The sequence below is a fragment of the Aeromicrobium halocynthiae genome, from assembly GCF_039531385.1.
Lineage (GTDB): Bacteria > Actinomycetota > Actinomycetes > Propionibacteriales > Nocardioidaceae > Aeromicrobium > Aeromicrobium halocynthiae.
Genome location: NZ_BAAAPY010000013.1, coordinates 14,342 through 37,046 on the forward strand (window position 1 = coordinate 14,342; position 22,705 = coordinate 37,046).

The 22,705-nt window shown below is 69.3% G+C and carries 25 protein-coding genes, 1 tRNA gene and 1 pseudogene; 14 read left to right on the forward strand and 13 right to left on the reverse strand.

Features of this window, described 5'->3' with window-relative positions; translation table 11 throughout:
- Positions 1 to 96 precede the first annotated feature (96 nt).
- Complete coding sequence (locus ABD213_RS13800) at positions 97 to 546, reverse strand: SRPBCC family protein (RefSeq protein ID WP_344329766.1); 450 nt, start codon at positions 544 to 546, stop codon at positions 97 to 99.
- A gap of 104 nt (positions 547 to 650) precedes the next feature.
- On the opposite strand from ABD213_RS13800, the gene purF reads away from it, so the two are divergent.
- The 4 genes from purF (at position 651) to ABD213_RS13820 (ending at position 4,251) form a co-directional block, all read left to right on the forward strand.
- Positions 651 to 2,141 (forward strand): amidophosphoribosyltransferase, encoded by a 1,491-nt coding sequence (purF, locus tag ABD213_RS13805; RefSeq protein WP_344329768.1) that lies wholly within the window; start codon positions 651 to 653, stop codon positions 2,139 to 2,141.
- Positions 2,138 to 3,223, forward strand: a complete 1,086-nt coding sequence (purM, locus tag ABD213_RS13810) for a phosphoribosylformylglycinamidine cyclo-ligase (RefSeq protein WP_344329770.1) — start codon at positions 2,138 to 2,140, stop codon at positions 3,221 to 3,223. The genes purF and purM overlap by 4 nt, the downstream gene beginning before the upstream one ends.
- Entirely contained in the window at positions 3,216 to 3,965 is a 750-nt protein-coding gene (locus tag ABD213_RS13815; RefSeq protein WP_344329771.1) for a hypothetical protein, read from the forward strand. Before purM ends, ABD213_RS13815 begins: the two co-directional genes overlap by 8 nt.
- Positions 3,966 to 4,071: 106 nt before the next feature.
- Entirely contained in the window at positions 4,072 to 4,251 is a 180-nt protein-coding gene (locus ABD213_RS13820) for a DUF3073 domain-containing protein (RefSeq protein ID WP_344329773.1), read from the forward strand.
- A 47-nt stretch (positions 4,252 to 4,298) separates the two neighbouring features.
- Here ABD213_RS13820 and ABD213_RS13825 read toward each other — a convergent pair whose 3' ends face one another.
- Positions 4,299 to 4,673 carry a hypothetical protein gene (locus tag ABD213_RS13825; protein ID WP_344329777.1) on the reverse strand — a complete coding sequence of 125 codons (375 nt, stop codon included), beginning with the start codon at positions 4,671 to 4,673 and terminating at the stop codon, positions 4,299 to 4,301.
- Between the two features lie 76 nt (positions 4,674 to 4,749).
- Here ABD213_RS13825 and ABD213_RS13830 point away from each other — a divergent pair, with 76 nt between their 5' ends.
- Complete coding sequence (locus ABD213_RS13830) at positions 4,750 to 4,884, forward strand: hypothetical protein (protein ID WP_344329780.1); 135 nt, start codon at positions 4,750 to 4,752, stop codon at positions 4,882 to 4,884.
- A 15-nt stretch (positions 4,885 to 4,899) separates the two neighbouring features.
- Here ABD213_RS13830 and ABD213_RS13835 read toward each other — a convergent pair whose 3' ends face one another.
- Positions 4,900 to 5,997 (reverse strand): Glu/Leu/Phe/Val dehydrogenase dimerization domain-containing protein, encoded by a 1,098-nt coding sequence (locus ABD213_RS13835; RefSeq protein WP_344329783.1) that lies wholly within the window; start codon positions 5,995 to 5,997, stop codon positions 4,900 to 4,902.
- Between the two features lie 158 nt (positions 5,998 to 6,155).
- Between ABD213_RS13835 and ABD213_RS13840 the strand changes: the two genes are divergently transcribed.
- Complete coding sequence (locus tag ABD213_RS13840; protein ID WP_344329787.1) at positions 6,156 to 7,718, forward strand: SLC13 family permease; 1,563 nt, start codon at positions 6,156 to 6,158, stop codon at positions 7,716 to 7,718.
- Positions 7,719 to 7,733: 15 nt separating this feature from the next.
- Here the strand turns inward: ABD213_RS13840 and ABD213_RS13845 are convergent, their stop codons facing one another.
- From ABD213_RS13845 to ABD213_RS13855, 3 genes are all read right to left on the reverse strand, one after another.
- Positions 7,734 to 9,038, reverse strand: coding sequence for an adenylate/guanylate cyclase domain-containing protein (locus ABD213_RS13845; RefSeq protein ID WP_344329788.1), 1,305 nt, complete (start codon positions 9,036 to 9,038; stop codon positions 7,734 to 7,736).
- A 183-nt stretch (positions 9,039 to 9,221) separates the two neighbouring features.
- Entirely contained in the window at positions 9,222 to 10,034 is an 813-nt protein-coding gene (locus ABD213_RS13850; RefSeq protein WP_344329790.1) for an SDR family NAD(P)-dependent oxidoreductase, read from the reverse strand.
- A complete protein-coding gene (locus ABD213_RS13855; protein WP_344329792.1) occupies positions 10,031 to 10,663 on the reverse strand; it encodes a TetR/AcrR family transcriptional regulator in 633 nt (210 codons plus the stop codon). Before ABD213_RS13855 ends, ABD213_RS13850 begins: the two co-directional genes overlap by 4 nt.
- Positions 10,664 to 10,742: 79 nt before the next feature.
- Between ABD213_RS13855 and ABD213_RS13860 the strand changes: the two genes are divergently transcribed.
- A complete protein-coding gene (locus ABD213_RS13860; RefSeq protein ID WP_344329793.1) occupies positions 10,743 to 11,630 on the forward strand; it encodes a sterol desaturase family protein in 888 nt (295 codons plus the stop codon).
- Positions 11,631 to 11,646: 16 nt separating this feature from the next.
- Here the strand turns inward: ABD213_RS13860 and ABD213_RS13865 are convergent, their stop codons facing one another.
- The 4 genes from ABD213_RS13865 to ABD213_RS13880 are packed head-to-tail and all read right to left on the reverse strand — an operon-like array spanning position 11,647 to position 14,156.
- A complete protein-coding gene (locus tag ABD213_RS13865) occupies positions 11,647 to 12,420 on the reverse strand; it encodes a DUF429 domain-containing protein (RefSeq protein ID WP_344329795.1) in 774 nt (257 codons plus the stop codon).
- Entirely contained in the window at positions 12,417 to 12,845 is a 429-nt protein-coding gene (locus tag ABD213_RS13870; protein WP_344329797.1) for a GNAT family N-acetyltransferase, read from the reverse strand. The genes ABD213_RS13865 and ABD213_RS13870 overlap by 4 nt, the downstream gene beginning before the upstream one ends.
- A 25-nt stretch (positions 12,846 to 12,870) precedes the next feature.
- Entirely contained in the window at positions 12,871 to 13,491 is a 621-nt protein-coding gene (locus tag ABD213_RS13875; protein WP_344329798.1) for a GNAT family N-acetyltransferase, read from the reverse strand.
- Between the two features lie 50 nt (positions 13,492 to 13,541).
- Entirely contained in the window at positions 13,542 to 14,156 is a 615-nt protein-coding gene (locus ABD213_RS13880; protein WP_344329800.1) for a TetR/AcrR family transcriptional regulator, read from the reverse strand.
- Positions 14,157 to 14,201: 45 nt separating this feature from the next.
- Here ABD213_RS13880 and ABD213_RS13885 point away from each other — a divergent pair, with 45 nt between their 5' ends.
- Positions 14,202 to 15,539: a cytochrome P450 gene (locus tag ABD213_RS13885; protein ID WP_344329803.1), complete on the forward strand. Its 1,338-nt coding sequence runs from the start codon at positions 14,202 to 14,204 to the stop codon at positions 15,537 to 15,539.
- An 82-nt stretch (positions 15,540 to 15,621) separates the two neighbouring features.
- Here ABD213_RS13885 and ABD213_RS13890 read toward each other — a convergent pair.
- Both ABD213_RS13890 and ABD213_RS13895 read right to left on the reverse strand, forming a co-directional pair.
- Positions 15,622 to 16,182, reverse strand: a pseudogene (locus ABD213_RS13890) (flavodoxin family protein); the annotation flags it as partial.
- A gap of 156 nt (positions 16,183 to 16,338) precedes the next feature.
- Positions 16,339 to 16,405 (reverse strand) — tRNA-Phe (locus ABD213_RS13895).
- Between the two features lie 466 nt (positions 16,406 to 16,871).
- Between ABD213_RS13895 and ABD213_RS13900 the strand changes: the two genes are divergently transcribed.
- From ABD213_RS13900 to ABD213_RS13925, 6 genes are all read left to right on the forward strand, one after another.
- Complete coding sequence (locus ABD213_RS13900; protein WP_344329805.1) at positions 16,872 to 17,150, forward strand: hypothetical protein; 279 nt, start codon at positions 16,872 to 16,874, stop codon at positions 17,148 to 17,150.
- Positions 17,151 to 17,293: 143 nt separating this feature from the next.
- Positions 17,294 to 18,235: a hypothetical protein gene (locus tag ABD213_RS13905; protein ID WP_344329807.1), complete on the forward strand. Its 942-nt coding sequence runs from the start codon at positions 17,294 to 17,296 to the stop codon at positions 18,233 to 18,235.
- A gap of 9 nt (positions 18,236 to 18,244) precedes the next feature.
- Positions 18,245 to 19,588: a DNA primase family protein gene (locus ABD213_RS13910; RefSeq protein ID WP_344329934.1), complete on the forward strand. Its 1,344-nt coding sequence runs from the start codon at positions 18,245 to 18,247 to the stop codon at positions 19,586 to 19,588.
- Between the two features lie 355 nt (positions 19,589 to 19,943).
- Positions 19,944 to 20,117, forward strand: coding sequence for a hypothetical protein (locus ABD213_RS13915; RefSeq protein WP_344329808.1), 174 nt, complete (start codon positions 19,944 to 19,946; stop codon positions 20,115 to 20,117).
- Positions 20,118 to 20,132: 15 nt separating this feature from the next.
- A complete protein-coding gene (locus tag ABD213_RS13920; protein ID WP_344329810.1) occupies positions 20,133 to 20,684 on the forward strand; it encodes an HGGxSTG domain-containing protein in 552 nt (183 codons plus the stop codon).
- 259 nt (positions 20,685 to 20,943) lie between these two features.
- Positions 20,944 to 22,158, forward strand: coding sequence for a tyrosine-type recombinase/integrase (locus ABD213_RS13925; protein ID WP_344329812.1), 1,215 nt, complete (start codon positions 20,944 to 20,946; stop codon positions 22,156 to 22,158).
- Between the two features lie 221 nt (positions 22,159 to 22,379).
- On the opposite strand, the gene ABD213_RS13930 is transcribed toward ABD213_RS13925, so the two are convergent.
- Complete coding sequence (locus tag ABD213_RS13930) at positions 22,380 to 22,619, reverse strand: hypothetical protein (RefSeq protein ID WP_344329813.1); 240 nt, start codon at positions 22,617 to 22,619, stop codon at positions 22,380 to 22,382.
- Positions 22,620 to 22,705: the final 86 nt, after the last annotated feature.

Below are 22,705 nucleotides of genomic sequence, written 5' to 3' on the forward strand. Positions count from 1 at the left end.
TCGATCGAGCGGGGGACCTTGTAGCCGGCGAGCTTCTCCCTGGCGAAGGCGATGAGCTCCTCGGAGGTGGGTCACTCCAGGGTAGGTGGTGGGCCGTCAGCCCCCGACGGCCTCCGCGAGCCGGTCGAGCGTGCGACGCATGTTCTTCTTGGTCGCCGCCGGCATCTTCGTGCGCTTGAGGAGCATCGCCTGCTTGTCCTGCGAGAGGTCCCACGTCTCGCGGACGAGGGTGCCGCCGGCGACGGGCTCGAGCTCGTAGCGCCAGGTCCGTCCCCCGACGAGCCCGAACAGCCCGGTCGTCCTCCACGCGATGCGGCGGTCCTGCTCGAACTCCACCACGGTGTTCTTGGTCGAGTACGGTGCGCCCATCTTCATCGACATGCCGAAGACCGAGCCACGCTGGAGCGGCTGGCTCGGCTCACGGGTGCCCTTGACGGTGCCGCTGCCGTCGAAGCTCGCGTGCTTGCCTGCGTCGGCCAGCAGCGCGAAGATCCGCTCCGGCGGGGCGGCGATGGTGCGTTCGACGCTGAGGGTGTCTCCGTCCATGCCGACCACCGTAGGCGTGTCGACGGCGGCCCGCTCGGCATCGGGAACCGTCCGGTGCTCATCGACGTGTCGGGTGGTCCTGGCGGAGCCCCTACACTGAGGACGTGCCTCGCGGAGACGGTCGACTGACCCACGACATCGATCCTCAGGACGTCGGACCCCAGGACGCGTGCGGCGTCTTCGGGGTGTGGGCGCCGGGTGAGGAGGTCGCCAAGCTCACGTACTACGGGCTCTACGCCCTGCAGCACCGCGGGCAGGAGTCCGCGGGCATCGCGGTGAGCAACGGCCGGCAGATCCTCGTGTACAAGGACATGGGTCTCGTGTCGCAGGTCTTCGACGAGGCGACGCTGGAGTCCCTGCGCGGAGAGGTCGCGATCGGCCACGCCCGCTACAGCACCACCGGCGCGAGCGTGTGGCAGAACGCCCAACCGACCTTCCGACCCACGAACGACGGGTCCGTCGCACTCGGTCACAACGGCAACCTGACCAACACCTCCGAGCTCGTCGAGCTGCTGCGCCGACGCACCGAGGACACGGCCGGGCCCGGTGCCAAGGGCGAGACGGCCACGTCCGACACCGGGGTCATGGCGAGCCTGCTGTCGTCGTACCCGGACCGCTCGGTCGAGGAGGCCGCGCTGGAGATCCTGCCGCGGCTGCGCGGTGCGTTCTCGCTCGTCTTCATGGACGAGACGACGCTCTACGCCGCGCGCGACCCGCAGGGGATCCGCCCGCTCGTGCTCGGACGGCTCGACCGCGGGTGGGTCGTGGCCAGCGAGACCGCCGCGCTCGACATCGTCGGCGCCTCCCTCGTGCGGGAGGTGGAGCCCGGGGAGTTCATCGCCGTCGACGCCAACGGACTGCGCACCGAGCGCTTCGCCGAGGCCGCGCCCAAGGGCTGCATCTTCGAGTACGTCTACCTCGCCCGGCCCGACACCACGATCTCGGACCAGCGCGTGTTCTCGGTGCGCGCCGAGATCGGCCGACGCCTCGCGCGCGAGAATCCGGTCGAAGCCGATCTGGTCATCCCGGTCCCGGAGTCGGGCACGCCGGCGGCGATCGGCTACGCCGAGGAGTCCGGCATCCCGTTCGGGCACGGCCTGGTCAAGAACTCCTACGTCGGTCGCACCTTCATCCAGCCCTCGCAGACCATCCGCCAGCTGGGCATCAGGCTCAAGCTCAACCCGCTGCGCGACGTCATCGCGGGCAAGCGCCTCGTCGTCGTCGACGACTCCATCGTGCGCGGCAACACCCAGCGCGCCCTGGTGCGGATGCTGCGCGAGTTCGGTGCTGCCGAGGTGCACGTGCGCATCTCCAGCCCGCCGGTGAAGTGGCCGTGCTTCTACGGCATCGACTTCGCGTCCCGTGCCGAGCTGATCGCCAACGGCATCGGCGTGGAGGAGATTTGTCGGTCCATCGGCGCCGACTCTCTCGCCTACGTCGAGCTCGACGAGCTGGTCGAGGCGACCGGCGTCCCGAAGGACCGGCTCTGCCGGGCCTGCTTCGACGGCATCTACCCGGTGGCACTGCCGGAGGACGACCTTCTCGGCAAGCACCTCCTGGAGACCGACGCGACGCCGCTGAAGGTGATCCAGTGACGACCGCGGGTGGCGCCTCCTACGCCGCGGCGGGCGTCTCGATCGAGGCCGGCGACCGTGCCGTCGAGCTCATGAAGGAGTGGGTCGAGAAGGCCCGTCGCCCCGAGGTCGTCGGGGGCATCGGCGGCTTCGCCGGGCTGTTCGACGCCTCCGCGCTCAAGCGCTTCGAGCGGCCCCTGCTCGCCACCTCCGCGGACGGTGTCGGCACGAAGGTCGCCATCGCGCAGGCCATGGACGTGCACGACACGATCGGCTACGACCTCGTCGGGATGCTCGTCGACGACCTCGTGGTCTGCGGCGCCGAACCGCTCTTCCTCACCGACTACATCGCCTGCGGGCAGGTGGTCCCCGAGCGGATCGCCGGCATCGTCAAGGGGATCGCCGCGGCGTGCGCCGAGGCGGGAACGGCCCTGCTGGGTGGGGAGACGGCCGAGCACCCCGGCCTGCTCGACCCCGACGAGTACGACGTCGCCGGCTCGACCACCGGCGTCGTCGAGGCCGACCGCCTGCTCGGCGCCGACCTCGTGCTGCCCGGCGACGCCGTGATCGCGATGGCCTCCTCGGGGCTGCACTCCAACGGCTACTCGCTGGTCCGCCACGTCCTGCTGCGCCCGGCCGACCAGGGCGGTCCCGGCTGGAGCCTGGACCGGGAGGTGCCCGAGCTCGGGGGCCGCCTCGGCGAGACGCTCCTGACCCCCACGCGCTTGTACACGTTGCCCTGCCTGGCCCTGGCCGAGCGGCTCGACGTCCACGCGATGTCGCACGTCACCGGTGGTGGCCTGGCCGCGAACCTCGCGCGCGTCGTCCCGGAGTCGGTCTCCGTGCGCGTCGACCGGTCCAGCTGGACCCGCCCGGCGGTCTTCGACGTCGTGGCCGACGTCGGCGACGTCGCACAGGCGCAGCTGGAGGAGGCGCTCAACATCGGCGTCGGCATGGTGGCCCTCGTGGCGCCCGACGACGCCGATGCCGCCGTCCGACTCCTTCGCGAGCACGGCATCGACGCCTGGGTCGCCGGCGACGTCGCCGATGCAGGCGTCCACGGTCCTGGAGGCAGCGTCACCCTCACCGGAAGTCATGGCTGACGCCCCACCCGTGGTGCAGTCCATGACGGGCGTCGTCGAGGACGGGACCGAGCTGGACCGACCGCCGAGTCCGTCCGACCTCGGCGAGGAGCACACGCTCCGCCCCGTGCCGTGGTCGGTCCGACGTCGGTCCGCGGCGATCGGCGTGGCCCTGGGGACCTTCCTGTGGAGCGTGCTCGCGACGGCGCTCACCATCGGCGGTGAGGGCTGGGACCGTGCCGTGGCCGCCGCGGTGGTCTCCGGGGTGCTCTGCGTCGTCGTGACCCGGCGCGGCGGCGACGTCGACCCGCGCTGGGTGGCGGCGCCGATCGCGGCCAGCGCCCTCCTGGCCATCGTGCTGCCGCAGGTGCCCCTGCCGTTCCCGGCGGTCCTCGCGGTCGGCGCGGTCCTGATCATCCTCCAGGTGTGCCTCGCGCAGTTCCAGCGAGGGTTGACGACCACCCGTCGGCTCGTCCTGGCGTGGAACGACGCCTTCGCCAGGCTGGCGGAGTCGCCGCGGCGCGCCGTGACCTGCGAGCTGCACGTCACGACGGTCGAAGGTGTCGGCCGTCGTCGGATCGAGGGCTCGGTGAGCTACGTGGCCGAGGACGGCACCCAGCACACCGTCCCACTGGTCTCGGCCCCGGCCGTCGGGCTCGACCTCCCCGCGAACGTGGCCGTCGACGCCGGTTCGCCGGCGGTGACGTGGCACGCCGCGGACCACTCCGTGGTGCTGACGCGGGTGCTCGGGACATCGGTGTGAGGCTCGACTCGCCGCGATGTGTCGCCCCGCTGCGAAAAGGTGGGCGATCTTCGGTAGGGTTGCTCCCACGACATACTGACTACTTTTGTGCGAGGGGGTCGGACCCATGGGGCGCGGCCGTGCTAAGGCGAAGCAGACGAAGGTTGCACGCAACCTCAAGTACCGTACTTTCGATCCGGACTTCGACGACCTGCAGCGTGAGCTGCACGGCGAGTCCGGCGATCCGATCCCGGATCAGTACGCCGACCTCGCCGAGGAGTTCAGTGAGGACCGCTCCGCCAGTTGACGGACGCGTCCGTGGCCACTGACGCCGCCGAACCGGGTCTGCCCGGTCTACGGACGACGCACGACTGGTCGTCGGTGCTCGACGAGGCCCACGTGGTGGCCGTGCGCGACCGCGCCGGCCGGGCGCCGGTCGACCCGACCCACCTCGTGCTCGAGGTGCTCGCCTACGCGGTCGACGAGGCCCTCGAGGGCACCGGTCGCCACGTCTGGGTCGAGCTGCACGACGACGGGTCGGTCAGCGTCACCGACGACGGTCGGGGAACGGACACGCGTCCCGACGCGGCGGGCCAGGCCGTCATCAAGCCGGTCATGGCCACGCCCGACCTCCGCTTCCACCAGCAGGACGACGCGCCCGTCCTCGTCGACGGGGAGCCCCGCTCGGGACTGTCGACGGTGTGCGCCGTCTCCACCTGGCTCGAGCACGTCAACCGTCGTGCCACGGGGGCGTGGATGCGCCGGTACGAGGCCGGCCGGCCGGCCGTCCGGACCCACCCGACGGGTGGACCAGGACGGCACGACCGGCACGTCCGTGCGGTTCCTCCCGGACCCCGACCTCGTGGCCGGTCGCGTCGACGGGGTCCGCCTGCGTCGCCTGACGCAGGCGCTGTCAGTGCCGGTCGACGTCGTCGACTGATGAGCGCGGGGTCGCTCAGCGCCGCGGCAGGTGCACCTGGCCGAGTCGGCCGATCGTCCGGATCCGCTGCTCGGTCTCCCGGTCGGCGGCCTCGGCGGTGGTGAGCCCGTCGGCGGCAGCGCGCTCGAGCACCGCGAGCGTGGAGTCGAAGATGCCCGTCGCGCGGGCCTTGGCGCGCTCGAAGTCGAAGCCGCGCGGGTCGAGCTCGTCGGAGACCTGGATGACGCCTCCGGCGTTGACGCAGTAGTCGGGCGCGTAGGTGATGCCGCGCTCGGTGAGGAGCTTGGCGACGCCGTCGTGCGCGAGCTGGTTGTTGGCACCACCGCAGACGACCGTGGCGCTCAGGCGCGCGACGACGTCGTCGGTGAGAGCGTTGCCCAGGGCGCACGGCGCGTACACGTCGAGCGTCTCGTCGACGAGCGCGTCGGTCGAGGCGACGACCCGCACACCGGGGTGGCGCGAGGTGACGGCGTCGAGGGCGGTGGCGTCGACGTCGGTGACGACCACCGTCGCGTCCTCCTCGACGAGGTGGTCGACGAGGTGCTTGCCGACCTTGCCGACCCCGGCGACGCCGACCCGCCGGCCCGCGAGATCGGGGGAGCCCCACAGGTGGGCAGCGCTGGCACGCATGCCCTGGTAGACGCCGAACGCCGTCAGCACCGACGAGTCGCCGGCGCCGCCGTGCTCGACCGTACGACCGGTGACGTAGGAGGTCTCGCGCGCGATGACGTCCATGTCGGGGCTGAAGGTGCCGACGTCGCAGGCGGTGTAGTAGCGGCCCGCGAGGCTCTCGACGAACCGGCCGTAGGCGCGCAGGAGAGCTTCGGACTTGTCGCGTCGAGGGTCGCCGATGATGACGGCCTTGCCGCCGCCGAGGTCGAGCCCGGCGAGCGCGTTCTTGTAGGCCATGCCTCGGCTCAGCGCGAGGACGTCGGTGAGTGCCTCCGCCTCCGTGGCGTAGGGATGGAACCGCGTGCCCCCGAGCCCCGGGCCGAGGGCGGTCGAGTACAGGCCGATGATGGCCTTGAGGCCGCTGGTCTCGTCGTGGCAGTGGACGACCTGCTCGTGGGCGTGGTCGAAGACGCCGGACGGCGTCGGTGCGGGCTGGTTCATGGTGGCACTCCTGCGGGTGGGACCGGTGCGGGTGGCCGGTCGGTCGACGACGTCGCGAGGTGGTGGACGTCGCGCCCGATGCTACGCCGGTGCCGACGATTCCGGGACCCCGCCGGCACGACCGTATGATGTGGCGCACATCCGACGGAGGGGACGGCATGACGCAGCCAGATCGCATGACCGACGAGGAACGAGAGACCTCCGAGGGGATGCAGGCCACGTCCGACCCGCCGGGGACCTTCCGGCGCCGGATGATCGGGCTCGTCGCCGGGCCGGTGCTGGCGGTGCTGCTGTACCTCGTGCTGCCCGACGACCTCGGCCACGCCGGCGCCCTCACCGCCGCCATCGCCATCCTCATGGCGACGTGGTGGATGACCGAGGCCATCCCGATCCCCGCCACCGCGCTGATCCCCCTCCTGGCGTTCCCGGTGCTCGGGGACGTGTCGGTCGACGAGGTCGGCGCCTCCTACGGCAACAACATCATCTTCCTGTTCATGGGTGGGTTCATGCTCGCCCTGGCGATGCAGCGCTGGAACCTGCACCGTCGCATCGCGCTCGTCACCGTTCGCGCAATGGGCACCAAGCCGCACATGGTCATCGGCGGGTTCATGCTGGCCACCGCGTTCCTCAGCATGTGGGTCTCGAACACCGCGACGGCCGTCATGATGCTGCCGATCGGGTTGTCGGTGCTGATGCTGGTGAACCGGCTCTCCGGCGAGGCCGAGCCGGACGGCGCGTCGGCGGACGAGGCGAAGACCGGGGAGACCACGCGGGCCCTGCGTACCAACTTCGGCACGGCGCTCATGCTCGGCATCGCCTACGCGGCGTCGATCGGCTCGCTCGGGACCATCATCGGCACGCCGCCGAACACCTTGCTCGTGGGCTACATGAGCACCGCCCACGACGTGCAGATCGGCTTCGGGCAGTGGATGCTCCTCGGCCTTCCGCTGGCGGTCGTCCTGCTCCTGGCGTGCTGGTTCATCCTGACCCGGCTGGTGTTCCCCGCCGAGATGGACGACCTGCCGGGCGGCCGGGAGCTGATGGACGCCGAGGTCGCCAAGCTCGGCCCCGTGACCCGCCCGGAGAAGATGGTGGCGGCGATCTTCCTGCTTGCCGCGGTCAGCTGGGTGACCTTCCCGCTCGTCCAGGACGAACCGGTCGTCTCCGACGCCGGCATCGCCATGGCGATCGCGCTGCTGCTGTTCCTGCTGCCCGCCGGGACCGGCCGAGGCATTCGCCTGCTGGACTGGGAGTACGCGGCCCGGCTGCCGTGGGGTGTGCTGCTGTTGTTCGGCGGCGGGCTGGCCCTGAGCGCCCAGTTCAGCGAGAGCGGCCTGACCGAGTGGATCGGCGAGAAGGCCGAGGGCTTCGGCGGCATCCCCGTGGTGCTGCTGGTGGTCATCGTCACCGCCGGTGTGGTGATGCTGACCGAGCTCACCAGCAACACCGCCACCGCGGCGACCTTCCTGCCGCTGGCCGGTGGCCTCGCCCTCGGGCTCGGCATCGACCCGCTGCTGCTCGCGATCCCCGTGGCACTGGCCGCGACCTGCGCCTTCATGCTCCCGGTGGCCACGCCCCCGAACGCCATCGCGTTCGGCTCCGGCTACGTCTCGATCGGCGACATGATGCGCGGCGGCATCTGGATCAACCTCGTCGCGCTCGTCGCCATCACGGCCGCCGTGATGACGATCGCCGGGGCGGTGTTCGGGATCAGCCTCTGAGGGCGACCGGCGACCTCAGAGGGTCGCCGGGGGCAAGACCTCGTGGATCCGGGTCGGTCGCCCGACGCCCTTGAGCTCGACCTCGCCGCGCTCGGCGCAGTCGACCTCGTCGCGCACCAGCAGCCAGGTGGCGTGGCTGAGCAGCACCCGGCCAGGGGTGCAGTGGTTCTGCAGGCGGGCCGCGAGGTTGACTCCCCGTCCCAGCGCTGCATACTTGCGCCGCTCGCCGGAGCCGACGTTGCCGACCATCACGATGCCGGTGTTGATGCCCACGCGGACGGACAGGGCGGCGTCGATGCCGTCGGACTCCCACCGACGGTTGAGCCCGACGACGGCGGCCTGCATGTCCACGGCCATGCGCACCGCGCGCAGTGCGTGGTCGTGGTCGTCGGTGGCGGTGGGGGCGCCGAAGAAGATGAGGACGGCGTCGCCGATGAGCTCGTCGATCGTCCCGTCGTAGTGCTCGGCGATGCGGGTCATCTCCGAGAAGTAGTCGTCCAGCACGCGCGCGAGCTCCTCCGGCTCCAGGCGTTCGGTGAGCTCGGTGAACCCGACGACGTCGGAGAAGAAGATGGTGAGCTTGCGTCGCGCCAGCGCGGTCGGGTCCTGGCCGTCGAGCACGGCGTCGGCCACCTGCGCGGGGACGTAGCGGCGGATGACGTCGTGGCTGCGGGCGATGTCGCGACGTTGACGGTCGCTGAGCGACAGCAGCCCGAACGCCAGGCTCACCGCGACGGCGGTGAACGCGACCAGGGGCACGCTGGTGCCGATCACGCGGGTGAGCTCGCCGGCGCCGTCGACCTCCCGGACGACGAGCGCGGGCGCGTACCCGATGAAGCCCAGCAGGCGCAGGCCCTCGAGGGTGGCTGCCAGGCTGACGGAGACGATGAGAGCGGTCCAGCCGTGGAGGCGGCCGAACAGGATGCCGATGATGAGCACGGCGACGGCTGGGAACAGGGCGAACGGTGACGACCAGAAGCCGAGCAGGTGCGCGATCGCGACGCCGAAGCAGGCGTAGGTGCTGGCCGAGACCAGGAGCACGCCCTGGGCCAGCGGTCCGCGGCCGTGGGGGTCGCGGCGGGCCACGAGGCTCAGTGCCAGTGCGCTGAGCGCGACGACCGCGGTGCCGCCGACGACGAGCGCGGTGAAGGGCCGCATCGCGATCTGGTCGGAACGGTCGACGGCCCACAGGCTCAGCGCGGCGGTGGGGATCTGTCCGACGAGGAAGATGCCCATGACGAAGGCGGCGCGGGAGAGCAAGGGGCGCTCGAGCAGGCGGTCGAAGAGCCGCAGCCACGGGTGGGCCCAGACGCCGTCCATGGCCGCAGCCTAGTGGGAGGGCAACCGTCGACTGTCCGGCGAGCGCTCACCCGAGTGGCGCACAAGCGAGAACGACTGGCGGAAACTCCTCTGCGAGTGGCGCAACGTGGTGCGACACGCCGTCTCACTTCCCCCGGTTTGCGCCACTCGCGGGCGATGGGGCGGCGGGGCGAGGGGAGAGGGTCAGCGGGTGCGGCGGGCGAGGCGGCGGTCCATGCGACGCAGCTGGGGGGTGATGACCTTGGTCAGGACGCCGGGCAGGATGGACATGCCGGCCTCGCTGGCGGCGCCGGCCAGGCTGGTGACGCGGGTGGGACGGTCGACGGCGGCCTTCACGAGCCACCCGCCGGCCTTGCGGGGACTCATCATCGGCATCGCGGCGTAGATGGCGGTGGCCCCGGACATCTCCGTGCGCACCATCGGGAAGTACACCACCGTCGTCGTCACCCCGGCATGACCGTGCTCGGCACGCAGCGAGCGGGCGAAGGACTCCACCGCCGCCTTGCTGGCCAGGTAGGCCGAGAACAGGGGGATCGGCAGCTGCGACGACATCGTCGAGGAGAACACGACGTGCCCGCCGCCGCGGCCGTCGGCGGCCTGCTCGAGGAAGCGGGGCAGGAGGGCGAGGGTGAGCCTGACCGCGGCGAGGTAGTTGATCGCCATGGTGCGCTCGTAGTCGTGCAGGCGGTCGACCGACTCCCGGATCGGCCTGCGGATCGATCGCGCGGCGTTGTTCACCAGCACGTCGATGACGGGGTGAGCCTCCAGGAGCGTCGCGACCACCGCGGTCGTGGCGTCGTCGTCGGTGAGGTCGACCGGGTGGGTCGACGCCGTGCCGCCAGCGGCGCGGACCCGCTCGGCGACGTCGGCCAGCTCGTCGGCGCGCCGTGCCAGCAGGCAGACGGTCCACCCGCGGGCGCCGAGCTGGACGGCGGCCTCCGCGCCGATGCCGCTCGACGCGCCGGTGATCACGGCGACGCCCGGACGCCGGCTCACCGCTGCCCCTGGGCTTCGACGAACAGCGCCACGACGAGCCTCCCGACCCGCTGGACCATCTGCTCGGCGGACTCCTGCGGATGGGCGACCCACCAGTCCATGAGCGAGTCGACGATGCCGAGCCATGTCGCGGTCATCGCCGAGACGTCCATCGGGTCCTCCAGGCCGGCCAGGGCCAGGAGCTCCGAGACGCCCTCGTGGGCGAGCGCCTCGATGCGATCGGTGTGGGAGCGGCGGATGCGGTCCACCTCCCCGGTCGACGGCGCGGTCGCGTCGTGCAGCAGGCGCCACACGTGACGACGGTCCTCCAGCACCGCGAACATGCCGTCGAGGGTGCGCACGCCGCGCTCGATGCCGACGGCACCGGACCCGGCGATCCGCTCGATCTCGTCGCCCAGGAGCTCGCCGGCAGCATCCAGGCAGGCGGCGTACAGACCTTCCTTGGAGCCGAAGTACTGGTAGACCAGCGGCTTGCTGATCCCGGCAGTGCGGGCGACGGAGGCGACGTTGGTGGCGGCGAACCCGTCGGTGCCGAAGGCCACCGAGGCGACCTCGACGATCTGCCGCTCGCGCTCCGCGCGAGGGACCCCCTTGGTCCCGGCGGTGCTCGACGGGGCGGGAGAACTCATGCACCGACCCTATCCAGGGGCGTGAACGCGTGGTAACTTACCCAAGAGTCATATCGCGGGCGAGTGTCGAGGAGGCACCGTGCAGGAGCTGTTGGACCCCCTGAAGAACCCGGTCACGTACGCGGCACCCTTCTTCGTGCTGGTCATCCTCATCGAGCTCGCGGCGCTGCGCTGGCTCGACCACGACGACAACGTCACCGGGTACGCCCTCAAGGACGCACGGACCTCGATCTCCATGGGCGTCGGCTCGCTGGCGTTCCTCACCCTGTTCAAGGTGCTCTCGTTCTTCGGCTTCATCGCCGTCTACACCTACCTGGCGCCGTTCCACCTGCCCGTCGACACGTGGTGGTACTGGGTCCTCGTCATCCTCGGCGTCGACCTCGGGTACTACTTCCACCACCGGTTCAGCCATCGCGTGCGGATCGGCTGGGCCGGCCACCAGGCACACCACTCCAGCGAGTACATGAACTTCGGCACCGCGCTGCGGCAGAAGTGGAACCCGTGGTTCGAGTTCCTCTTCTGGTTGCCGCTGCCGCTGCTCGGGTTCTCGCCGTGGACGCTGTACGTCGCGTTCGGGTTCAACCTCATCTTTCAGTTCTTCGTGCACACCGAGCTCGTGGGCAAGCTGCCCCGACCGATCGAGTACGTCGTCAACACGCCGTCGCACCACCGCGTCCACCACGGCAGCGACCCCGAGTACCTCGACAAGAACTACGCGGGCATCTTCATCCTCTGGGACCGGATCTTCGGCACGTTCACCGAGGAGCGTCAGCGTCCCACCTACGGGCTCACCTACAAGGTCGAGACGTACAACCTGCTCCGCCTGCAGTACGGCGACTACGTCCAGATGGTGCGCGACGTCCGTGGGGCACGCCGGTTGCGCGACAAGCTCGGCTACGTGTTCGGACCGCCGGGGTGGGCGCCGCAGGACCAGCGCGAGCCGGACCCCGTCCTGCCACGGCGCTGAGCGCCGCGGGGCTCGCTCACCGCGGCGACGGGACCAGGCCCTCCGGAAGGGTCGGGGTGACGATGACGCCCGTGGCGGCGTCGCCGTAGCGGGTCAGGCGGTCGGGAGCGTGCTGCTCGAGGTGCGCGACGTAGGCGCAGACGACGGCGTCCACCTCGTCCTCGACGCGACGCAGCGCGGCCTTCGTGGTGGCCGTGCGGACGGTCTCGCGCACGCGTCGCCACCCAGGGTGGTCGAGGACGAGCGGGACGTCGTCGTCGGCGAGGCCCTCGAGCAGGTCGAGCAGGCGGGTCAGCTCGCTCCGCAGCAGGGGCAGGTCGCGGCCCTGCTTGTGCTTGTAGCGCAGGATCCGCCCGAGACCGAACAGGGCGATCGTCGCCGCATGGGGGTAGACCTCGATGGCCCGTCGCGACGCGTCGGCACCCGGGTCGAGGTCGAGACCCCACGCGCGGGCCAACCGTCCGCCGCGCGGCTCGGGCACGAAGTACGGACGCGAGAGGTTCGACGGGTGCGGGCCGGCGTCGAACCGGGCGAAGTCCGCCGCGAGGGCCGCCTCGCAGGGCCGGCGTCCGGTGGCGTTGGTGACGACGAGCGGCGCGTCGATCGCGACCGTGCACGGTCCTTCGAGCCAACCGGCCACCGCATCGGTGACGGAAGAGTCGTCGGAGACGGTGCCCAGGTGCAGGAGGTGGCCGCCGGCGCCGACGACGGCTACCCCGGTGCGGGCGCGGTCGCCCCACGCGAGGTCGAGGCCGATCGCCACCGGGCCGACGGTCACCGGGTCGCTCACGGCCGGTCCGTGCGACGCTCGAGCCAGACGACGTTCTCGGGGAAGATCCCCGCGCACACCGTCCAGATGCCCACCGCGTCGGTGGACTCCAGCAGCCTCGCCATGAGGGCCGTGCCGACGCCGCGGCCCTGCTCGCCCGCGCGCACGTAGAGCGCGTCCTCCACCACCCCGGCGTAGACCTCGCGGCTCGACGTCGGCGAGGCCGCCACCCAGCCCACGACGCGGTCACCGTCGAGGGCGACGAAGCGGTGCTCCTCGAGCTTGGCGGTCGTGAACTGCTCCCATGTCGGTGGTGCCTTCTCGAAGCTCGCGTTCCCGCCGTCGAGTCCGTCGGCGAAGATGGCGAGCACGTCCGCGCCGTGCTCGGCGAGCATCGGCACGACGTCGAGCCCGCGACCCGCTGCCGTCGACCTCGGCTCCGTCATGGCGCACAGCGTACGACTGGCGTCCCTAGGGCGTGTGGGCCGCGGGCCGCAGCATCATCGTCGACGACGTCCCCGGCAGGCTCCTGACGCGGGCGAGCGCCTCGAACCCGTGCCGCTCGTAGAGCCGTCTGCTCGCGGCCGTCGTGCTCTCCAGGGCGGCGGGCAGCTCATGCGCGTCGATGGTGGCGAGGCGGGTCCGGAGCAGCAGGCCGCCGACCCCGCGCCCTCGTGCCGCGTCGGACACGGCGATGGAGGAGAGGTACCACAGGTCGCCCGGTGGGCGGGTGCGGCGGACGGCGAGGTCGTGACGGGCGCCGCGCAGCGTGCCCCTCAGCCCGAGCGCGCCCACGATGCGCGGTAGTCCGAGCAGCTCGGTGAGCAGGCGAGGGTGCTCGCGGGGGGACTGCCACAGACCCACGCCGAGGAAGGTCCCGTCAGGGTCCTCGGCGACGTCGACCGAGCCGGGGTCGGCCCGGGACAGCTCCACGCGGTAGAGGGCGACGGCCGGCTCGACGCGCGAGGACGGGTCGCCGCCGAGCAGCGCGGCGAAGACCGGGTCGTGCGCGAAGACCCCGCCGAGCAGTCGGGCGGCGGACTCGGCGTCGTGGGTCTGCATCGGGCGCACGACGGGGGCGGGGGTGGTCACGGCGCCGATCGTGGCACACGGGTCGAGCCGTCGCACGACGCCGAGACGTCTCAGCGAAGCATCGTGCCGTGCCAGAGCCGTCCGGCGGCGTCGACGATCTGCTCGGGAGCCAGGTCGAGGCGACCCTCCAGGTGATCGGTCAGCAGCTGCCCGACGCCGCCGAGGAACATCGAGGCGGCGACGAACGCGTCGTCGCCGGAGCGGGCGGTCTCCCCGTGGACGGCCCGAGCCTCCGCGACGACGAAGGTGCGCAGGCCCTCGAGGAGCTCGGCGCGGCGAGAGCGCGTCGCCGGGTGGGACGGCGCGGCGACCATCGAGACGTGGCCGCGCCGAGGATCCTCGACGAGCAGCCGGACCAGCGTCGCGAGCCCCGCTCGTACCCGCCGTGACGGGTCGACGTGTGCGTCGACGGCCTCGGCACACGCCTGCGCGACCTCGTCGGCGAGCAGTTCGATCGTGGCGACGAGTGCAGCGTCGAGGTCGGCGAAGCTCTCGTAGAAGTAGCGCTCGCTCAGCCCGGCGGCAGAGCAGACGCGGGTCATGGTGATGGGCGGCCCGTCGGCGGTGCCCCAGACGCCGACCACGGCGTCGATCAGCCGGGTCCGCCGCTGGGCCCGCCGCTGCTCGAGCGTCATGCCCCGGTAGGTGCCGTGCTTGACCGCCATGACGACATCTTGACAGAGCGTCCTGTCAGAATCCAGGATGTCGACGTGAGCCACGTCACGAGAGCCCCGCGACGGTCCGGCGGCCTGCCCTGGATCGGACACACCCCCGAGTACGTCCGCGACCCCCAGGCCTTCATGGCCCGCCAGCACGAGAGGTACGGCCCCGTCAGCGAGGCCCGGATGCTCGGCGACGACTGGACGATGCTCATCGGACCCGACGCGTGCGAGCAGGCCTTCCGCAACGCCGACAAGGCGTTCGCGAGTGGTCCGGGGTGGGGCCGGCTCGTCGGGCCGTTCTTCCACCGCGGCCTCATGCTGCTCGACTTCGAGGAGCACCACCGGCACCGGCGTGCCCTGCAGGGCGCGTTCACGCGAGCGCACGTCGCGGCCTACACCGATGCGCTCCAGGATCCCGTGGCCACCACGATCGCCCAGTGGCCGGCCGGTTCCACGCAGCGGGTCTACGACCTGCTCAAGACCCTCACCCTCGGCGTCGCCACCGAGGTCTTCATGGGGGAGAGCGACGCCGATCCCGACGAGCTCGCCGAGGTCAATCGCGCGTTCGTCGACTGCGTGCAGGCTGCCACCACCCTCGTGCGGGTGCCGCTGCCCGGCACCCGCTGGCGACGCGCACAGGACGGTCGTCGACGGCTCGAGGAGTTCTTCGGCTCCCGGCTCGCCGCGCGTCGGGAGCGGCCCGGTGACGACCTCTTCTCCGTCCTCGCCACGCTCACCGACGACGACGGCGCGCTCGTCCTCAGCGACGCCGACGTCGTCAACCACATGATCTTCCTGCTCATGGCCGCGCACGACACGTCGACCATCACCGTCTCGACCATGGTGCAGCTGCTCGGGCAGCATCCCGAGTGGCAGGAACGCTGCCGAGCCGAGGCGATGACCCTGGGCGAGCGGCCCAGCCTCGAGGACCTGGAGGGCCTGGTCGACCTCGATCTCGTGATGCGCGAGGCGTTGCGCATCGTGCCGCCGGTACCGGTCGTCGCCAGGGAGACGGTCAAGGACACCGAGGTCCTCGGCGTGCCGATCCCGGCGGGCCGGTTCGTCGCCGTGATGCTGCACCACACCCACCACATGCCCGAGATCTGGACCGACCCGGACCGCTTCGACCCCGAGCGCTTCTCGCCCGAGCGACGCGAGGACGCCCGGCACCGGCACGCCTGGGACCCGTTCGGCGGGGGAGTGCACAAGTGCCTCGGTCTCGTGTTCGCGCGCCATGAGGTGCTGACGATCGTCGCGCACCTCCTGCGCACCAGGACCTGGCGCGTCGACCCGGCCTACGTGGCTCCGCTGTCCTACGTCTCCTTGCCGTTCCCGACCGACGGCCTGCCCGTGACGATGCACCGGCTCCAGCCGGCGCCCGCCTGAGAGCCCGGCCCCGGATCGCGCTGGCTGGACGCACGACGACGCGCCACCGTGGCGGTGACGCGTCGTCGAGGGCGGGGTCGGGTCAGCCGGCGAGCTTCGCGGCGACCTCGGCCAGGCGCTTGCCCTGGAAGTGTGCGGCCTTGATGACCTCGTCGGGGATGTCCCCGCCGCCCCCACTCGGGAAGGAGGTGCCGTACGGGTTGCCACCCGCGGCGAACAGCAGCTCGTCGGTGTAGCCGGACGGGACGATGATCGAGCCCCAGTGGTAGAAGACGTTGTTCAGCGACGGGAGCGTGGACTCGTTGCCGCCGTGGGCGTTCTGCGCCGACGTGAACGACGTGACGGCCTTGTTGGCGAGCTGGCCCTGCGACCACGGTCCGCCGGCGGTGTGGATGAACGCCTTGAACTGCGCGGCGACGTTGCCGAAGCGGGTGGGGGTGCCGAACGCGTAGCCCTGCGTCTCCACGAGGTCGTCGAGGCTCGCCTCCGGGACGTCGTTCGCCTGCGTGTCGACGTACTCCTTCCAGGCCGGGTTGCCCTCGATGGCCTCGCGCGGCGCGGTCTCGGCGACGCGACGCAGGCGCACGGACGCTCCGCCCTCCTCGGCGCCCTTGGCGACCTCGGAGGCCAGGCGGGCGACGTGGCCGCTCCTTCGACGACGGTGATTGCACTTTCAACCGTAGCGACGGCGCGGCGGTCGGCACGTCGCGCCGACGCTGCGCAGGTTCTGACGAAGTGGCGGGGCAGCCCATCAACGACGAAGACCCCCTCGCTTCGCGTCGGGGGTCTTCGTCGTCGGTGGCCAGGACCGGGGTCGAACCGGTGACCTTCCGCTTTTCAGGCGGAGGTCATGTTGCCTTTGGAGAAGTGCTTGGATGTGCCCTGGCGGCACTGAAAAGACTGCGATTACAGTCCACGCACCTGACTGCTGTGCGGGGGCGGCAGGAGGCTGCAGCGGTTTCGACCATCGCAGAGACCATTGGGGTGTCGTTCAATGCCGAAATCGGTGGGCGAACGTGGTCACGGTTTTAAGCGCATGGCCACCCCGCTTTGCACTAGACTGGTGGCCACAACTTCACATCACACCCGCTGTTTCTCCAGAGGATCGAAAGAACGAACTGGGGAGCGCACAGCGACTGTGTGACGCTCACCGAACTAACGTCCGGAAGAACATGGGTCGCCCCTGCGGCCTCCGGGTAGCGGACCTCCGTAAGCCATGCAGCCGGTCAGCGGCACTTCACGACAACCCACCCGTTGTCGCGATGGTGCCTTTGCTGACCGGCTTTGTCGTTCCTTGGGCTCTCGCGGCGACGCCTGACCAGGAGAAGTCTCATGGCTCGCAAAGACACCACCCCCTCGTACGACCGCTTGATGTCGCTCTCACAGATCGAGGACCAGTTCGGGTTCTCATCGGCGAAGGTGCGACGCGCCATTCGCTACGGCCACCTAAAGCCCGCCCCGCGAGAGAGCAAGCGGCAACCGCTCAAGGTTCTCAACTCCGAAGTCACCCGATGGGTGAAGGAGGGCGCGAGCAGCCGTCGCCCTCAGGGCTTCACGTCCGACCCGGTGCCCGCGCATCTCGCAGAGTACTGGAAGAAGGCGCGCTCATGAGTGCCGTCATCGCTCAGTCCCACGCGGGGTTTGCATGTCCATCGCGTGGGACTGAGGACTCGACCTGTCCGGAGGAAGCGGGAGGGGAGTACTGACCATGGTGCAGAGGAACAGTGCGGGTGTGCAGATCGCGGGCGATCGCCATGGCTAAGCCGAGGCGTCAACCGCTCGCGATCTACGTATACCAAGAGAACGGTGACCCGTTCGCGCGCAAGAAGAAGTTCGTGGATGAGCACGGGGAGAAGGACTTTCTCTGGGAGCACGTCACTGGCTGGGACGAGCGAGGCGAATACGTGTGGTCCCCGCGTGTCCCGAAGGAATGGGACGTTGGCCTTTATCGCGCCGATGAACTCAAGCGGGCACGAAGCCTCGGCCTCCCTGTTCACATCGCCGAAGGCGAGAAGGACGCCGAGCACTTGGCGAAGGACCATCCCGACTGGGTTGTCGCCTCTCGTCCTCACGGTGCGAAGGCGTGGCGCTCTGACTGGCACAGGGGGCTCAATGGCGTTCCGGAGGTCTACATCTACGCCGATGACGACTCTGAGGGCCACGCTGGCGCGGCTCGGGCGGCCCGTGCTCTGGAAGCCGACAACTTCAAGGTCACGATCCGACTGCCCGCTCAAGGCTCGAAAGACGTTTACGAGCATCTGAAGACCGGGCATGGGGATGCGTGGCGCAAGTTGAAGCGAGAGGACTGGCCGCCCGAACAGCGAGCAACCCAGAGGTCCCCGGCCCATTCCCATTCCGACCCCACCGACACGCAGCAGTTGTTGGGCAGAGCGGCGGGGCGCGTTGTCGAGCATGGTCGCAACGACACCGGCTTTTGGCTCGCTTGTCAGTTGCGCGATAGCAGCGTCCCCCGAGCGGAAGTTGAGCGGGTTCTCGTGGAGCAGTACGTACCGACGGCTAACGCCATAGTGCCGAAGTCGTCTCTCTACACCGAGGACGAAGCGAGAGAGTCGGTCCGGCAGGCGTTCTCTCAGGAGGCGCGGGAGCCAGCCGCGAACCCTGAGTCGCACGAGACTTGGGACGACTTCGGCAACGCTCAGCGTCTGGTGAATCTGTATGGCGACCGGTTGAAGTAGGTCAGCGACATCAAGCAGTGGGCCGTCTACGAGAAGCGGACGGGCCTGTGGGTCCTGCGCAGCGATGAGAGCGCGGCGGGTCTTGTTCGCAAGGTCGTAGAGCGCGCGGAGAAGGAGGAGGCGGGCACATATTCGGCTGACGCAGGCTCGGGATCGAAGGGTGAGGCCTCGGCGCGAGCAGAGTTTCGCAGTTGGATCAGAAAGCAGCGGTCGTCTGCGCGTATCGACGCCATGCTCAAACTCGCGAAGTCGAAAAGGTCGCTCAAGACCACGGTGGCGGAGTTCGACGCTCGACCGGAGTTACTTCACTGCGCGAACGGCGTACTCGACCTGAGGACGCGGGAGCTTCTGCCGTTCTCCGCCGACCACCTCTCAACCGTGAGCACTGGGGTGGTCTACGAACAGGGAGCACGCGATGCGTTGTGGGATTCCTACCTAGACACCTTCCTGCCGGATCTCAAACTCCAGAAGTTCGTGCAGCGAGTCATGGGATACGCACTCCTGGAAGGCAACCCTGAGCGCCTGTTCGTGATCGTCTGCGGTGGGACCAGTTCGGGCAAGAGCACGCTGAACGAGGCGGTTATGGCCGCGATGGGTGGCTACGCCAGACCGTTCAACCTCACGGTGTTCTGCGCCAATAAGGATGAGAAGCCTCGCGCAGATGTGGCGGACATTCTTCATCGCAGATACGTCTCGACGGTCGAGGCAAGCGCGGACTGGCATCTCCATGCCGACCAGATCAAGCGGGTCACGGGTGGCGACAAATTGGCTGCGCGATACCCGTGGGACAAGGCGGACACGATCCGGGTGCCAGCGTTCGCGCCGTACATCTTCACGAACGCTGTGCCGACGATCAAGGGTCGGGATCGAGCCCTTGACCGACGCCTCATGGTGCTGCCGTTTGAACGCACCATCAGCCCCGAGAACGACAGGCACGGGGCACGTGAGCAACTGGTCGCGTCGGAGTCAGCGCGCCGCGCGGTGCTGGCGTGGTTGGTGGAGGGGCTGACCGCGTATCTCGCCGACGAAGGGCTCGGCAAAGTGCCCAAGGTCGTAAGGGCTGCGATCGAGGAAGCCAAGTTCTCCTTCAGCGACATCGACCGGTTCTTCGCCGAGATGTGCGAGTTCGACGACGACTACGTAGTGCGGCCTGCTGAGATCTACGACGCGTACACGCGTTGGTCTCACACACAAGGGGTGCCGGAGCGGGAGATCGTCAGCAATCCGAGTTTCGGCATCAGCCTCGCGAACAGGGGCTATGAGAAGGGCAAGGGCTATCCGGACGGTCCTGGCACTAAGCGGACTTGGGTGCGTCGCGGTATCCGACTCAGGGAGGCGCTATGGAAGCCCTGACCCGGCCCGAACCCAGGACGCCGACCCGGGACAGCCTGAGCCCGCACGGTGCGCGGCGGTGTCTCGGAGGGCCGATCTTGCGAGGAGTGTCCCGGGGTTGTCCCGGCTCTGACCCAGGTTGCAACGGTGCCCTGGGACAGCGATCCTCCCCGCGATCGCAGGGAGCCCGCGAGGTGCTGTCCTGGGTGTCCCGGGTTACTTCAATTGTTTGTTGTGTTGTAGCCCAGGAGCAGGCAAACAGGGGCAAACGCGTATACGTAGCACACCATCGCGCTGAACCCCGGACACCCGGGACACCCGGCTTCGCCGCCGAGACCATGCGCGGCGCTGAGGCATCGCGAGATTGGTGGGCGTGATGAGCGGGGTCGTGATGGCGGCGCTCGTGATGTTGGTGGCCGCGCAGTGGGTGGCCTGGGCGCTAGTGCTGGCCGACGGGCGCACCCGCCCGAGCCGCGATGTGCGCCTGCCCGCGTTGGTCGTGCTGCTGGCAGTCCAGGTCGTGCTGTCGCTGGTGTGGGCAGCAGGTTGAGAAAGGAACAGTGAGATGGGCATGCGACAACGCAAGAAGTTGGACGGGCTGGTCGAGGCGCGGAAGTGCACGGCCAAGAAGAAGGACGGGACCCCATGCAAACGTCCACCTATCAAGGGCGGGACCGTCTGCATGAGTCACGGTGGCGCGGCTCCGCAGGTCCGGCGCAAGGCAAACGAGCGGCTCCTGAACGGCGTGCCGAAGATGCTCACGGAGTTGAAGCGTCTCGCGACTGATGAGTCGATGCCGCCGAACGTGAGACTGGCGGCGATCCGTGACTGGCTCGACCGCGCGGGCATCGGTGAGACGGCCAAGGCCGAGCTGGCCGTCAACCTCGCGAAGTGGGAAGAGTCGCTGGGTGAGGTGTTCCTCGACATCCCCGACGACGAGATGCCCGTCCGCATGGAGCCCAACGCCGAGGGCGTGTTCGTGCCCGAGGGCTCGGACTCACGCTGGGAGGACATGGAGCGTCGCCAGACGACCGGCGAGCCCTTGGACACCCCACGGCCACGGCGCGCCGCACCCACGTTCAGCGACCCCGACCCGCCCGGCTACAGCGGGCCGTAGAACGCGGACCAACCCGAGCGGGCAGCCCACGGCCACGCCGCATTCTTCACGCGGCACACGCCGTTCCGAGGCTGACGACGCCCTCTCAATGGTCCAGTTCGTGGTCAACCTCGCCACCAACAAGCATCCGAGCAGGTGGGGCCGTCGCCGACCCTCCGCCTACGAAACCGAAACGAGATGGAGCTCTCGAAGCGGTAACACTCCTGTGGGTCGATCTATATGTGTTGCTCGACCCACCCAAGAACGAATCGAGATTGCAATGTCTAGAAAGAAGCGCGGCACGCACGTCGTCAAACAAGGGATCAGGAAGCGCTACCGCGCAGACGGCACCGTGCGCGGCTACGAGGTCCGCTATCGCGACCCTGAGCGGGTCGATCTCAACGGCAAGCCGGTCCTGCGATGCAAGACCTTCCGTACGCGAGATGAGGCCGAGTCGTTCCAGGCTCGCAAGGTCGTAGAGATTATGGACGGCGAGCACATCGATCCCGAGCGGCTGCGGACGAAGTGGAAGTACATCTCGGACGAATGGCTCCGCGTGAAGGAGGCTAAGGGAGCGCGGGCACGCACGGTGAGCGGCTACCGCAACGTTCTCGACAACTGGCTCTCGCACTGGGACAAAAGAGCGATCGATGACATCCGCCCTGCCGACGTCTGGGCCGTGATCGAGCATCTGCGTGGCAAGGGCCGAGCAGTGGGAACCGAGCGGCACGTCTTCAACACGATCAACGGTGTTTTCAAGTACGCCGTCCGCAAGGGTTACGTTCGCAAGAATCCCGCCGAACCCCATCGCGAAGACCCGCGTGGACAGTCCGATGGGAAGTTCGAGGGTAAGGCTCTGACTGCTGAGGAGGCGGAGGCGATCATCGGAGCGCTGCCCGCTGGTCGATTCCGGCTCTACGGATTGCTCGGCTTGTGGACCGGGTTTCGAGCCGGTGAACTCGCGGGGCTCCGCGTCAGCAATCTCGACTCGCATCGAAGCACTGTCCAGGTGGGTGAAACCGTCGAGGACCTAGGCGGGACCCTTCGCCCCGGCATCGCCAAGACGCAGAAGTCGCTTGGGCGACGCGTTCCGATCCCACAAGGAGTGATGGACGCGCTGACGACCTACATCGAAGCCAGGGGTTTGACCGAGAGCGACTACCTCTTCGCCGGACCGAACGAGTACTTTCGGCATTCCAACTTTTACAAGCGCCAGTGGCGTGCAGCCTGTGAGGAGGCCGGACTGCCCGGCACCCGCTTTCACACGCTTCGCCACACCTTCTTGAGCCTGCGAGCACGAGAGGGCGTCCCGCCGAACGTGCTGATGGAATGGGCCGGGCACAGCACGATCAAGATCACGATGGACGTATACACCCACGCGTACGAGGACGATCCGCGTGACCGAGAGGTGGTAGAGCGGATGTTCGCCGACGCCCAGCAACGAGCCGCTGAGCACCGCGCTCATCTCACAGTCGTGAACTCATCGGCGGGCTAACCTCGCATAGGGGTTTCCGAAAACCCGCAGGTCCCACATCGAATCTGGACCTTGTCATTAACATCGCCGCTACTCCCTCGACTTCGTGTACACTCGGATGAGGAACTCGATGAAGGAGGAGCCGTGGCAATCAACCCAGTGGTGGAACAGCACCTGCGCGCGGCGCGTGACGTACTCGTGACGCAGCGCGAGGCACTCGACCACGACATCGCTCAGATCGATCAGATGCTCGGTAACGCTATTTCCACTTCAGGATCGGCGACGCCGCGCTCGGCGTCCACCGGGACCGCACCGGCTCGCGGTCCGGCCCCTTCGATGAGGGACGCGATCATCGACATGCTGACGTCGGAGTCTCGCGCCTTCTCGACCAACGAGGTGGCTGTGGAGCTCGAGAGGAAGTACGAGTGGAGCAAGGCGAGCGTCCGAAGTTTGATGAGCAAACTCGCGAAGGACGGCGTCATCGGGAACCCTCGGCGCGGCGTGTACACCGCCGTCCCCACAAGCACCTCGCCCTCCGCTGGCACGGAGGGCGAGGAAAGTGATGCGA

Bases quoted from the DNA above. Each gene is read 5' to 3' on its own strand.
- ABD213_RS13800 (WP_344329766.1), bottom strand. From the start codon at position 546: ATGGACGGAGACACCCTCAGCGTCGAACGCACCATCGCCGCCCCGCCG.
- ABD213_RS13815 (WP_344329771.1), top strand. From the start codon at position 3,216: ATGGCTGACGCCCCACCCGTGGTGCAGTCCATGACGGGCGTCGTCGAG.
- ABD213_RS13820 (WP_344329773.1), top strand. From the start codon at position 4,072: ATGGGGCGCGGCCGTGCTAAGGCGAAGCAGACGAAGGTTGCACGCAAC.
- ABD213_RS13835 (WP_344329783.1), bottom strand. From the start codon at position 5,997: ATGAACCAGCCCGCACCGACGCCGTCCGGCGTCTTCGACCACGCCCAC.
- ABD213_RS13840 (WP_344329787.1), top strand. From the start codon at position 6,156: ATGACGCAGCCAGATCGCATGACCGACGAGGAACGAGAGACCTCCGAG.
- ABD213_RS13845 (WP_344329788.1), bottom strand. From the start codon at position 9,038: ATGGACGGCGTCTGGGCCCACCCGTGGCTGCGGCTCTTCGACCGCCTG.
- ABD213_RS13855 (WP_344329792.1), bottom strand. From the start codon at position 10,663: ATGAGTTCTCCCGCCCCGTCGAGCACCGCCGGGACCAAGGGGGTCCCT.
- ABD213_RS13870 (WP_344329797.1), bottom strand. From the start codon at position 12,845: ATGACGGAGCCGAGGTCGACGGCAGCGGGTCGCGGGCTCGACGTCGTG.
- ABD213_RS13880 (WP_344329800.1), bottom strand. From the start codon at position 14,156: ATGGCGGTCAAGCACGGCACCTACCGGGGCATGACGCTCGAGCAGCGG.
- ABD213_RS13900 (WP_344329805.1), top strand. From the start codon at position 16,872: ATGGCTCGCAAAGACACCACCCCCTCGTACGACCGCTTGATGTCGCTC.
- ABD213_RS13905 (WP_344329807.1), top strand. From the start codon at position 17,294: ATGGCTAAGCCGAGGCGTCAACCGCTCGCGATCTACGTATACCAAGAG.
- ABD213_RS13915 (WP_344329808.1), top strand. From the start codon at position 19,944: ATGAGCGGGGTCGTGATGGCGGCGCTCGTGATGTTGGTGGCCGCGCAG.
- ABD213_RS13920 (WP_344329810.1), top strand. From the start codon at position 20,133: ATGGGCATGCGACAACGCAAGAAGTTGGACGGGCTGGTCGAGGCGCGG.
- ABD213_RS13925 (WP_344329812.1), top strand. From the start codon at position 20,944: ATGTCTAGAAAGAAGCGCGGCACGCACGTCGTCAAACAAGGGATCAGG.
- ABD213_RS13930 (WP_344329813.1), bottom strand. From the start codon at position 22,619: ATGACGCCGTCCTTCGCGAGTTTGCTCATCAAACTTCGGACGCTCGCC.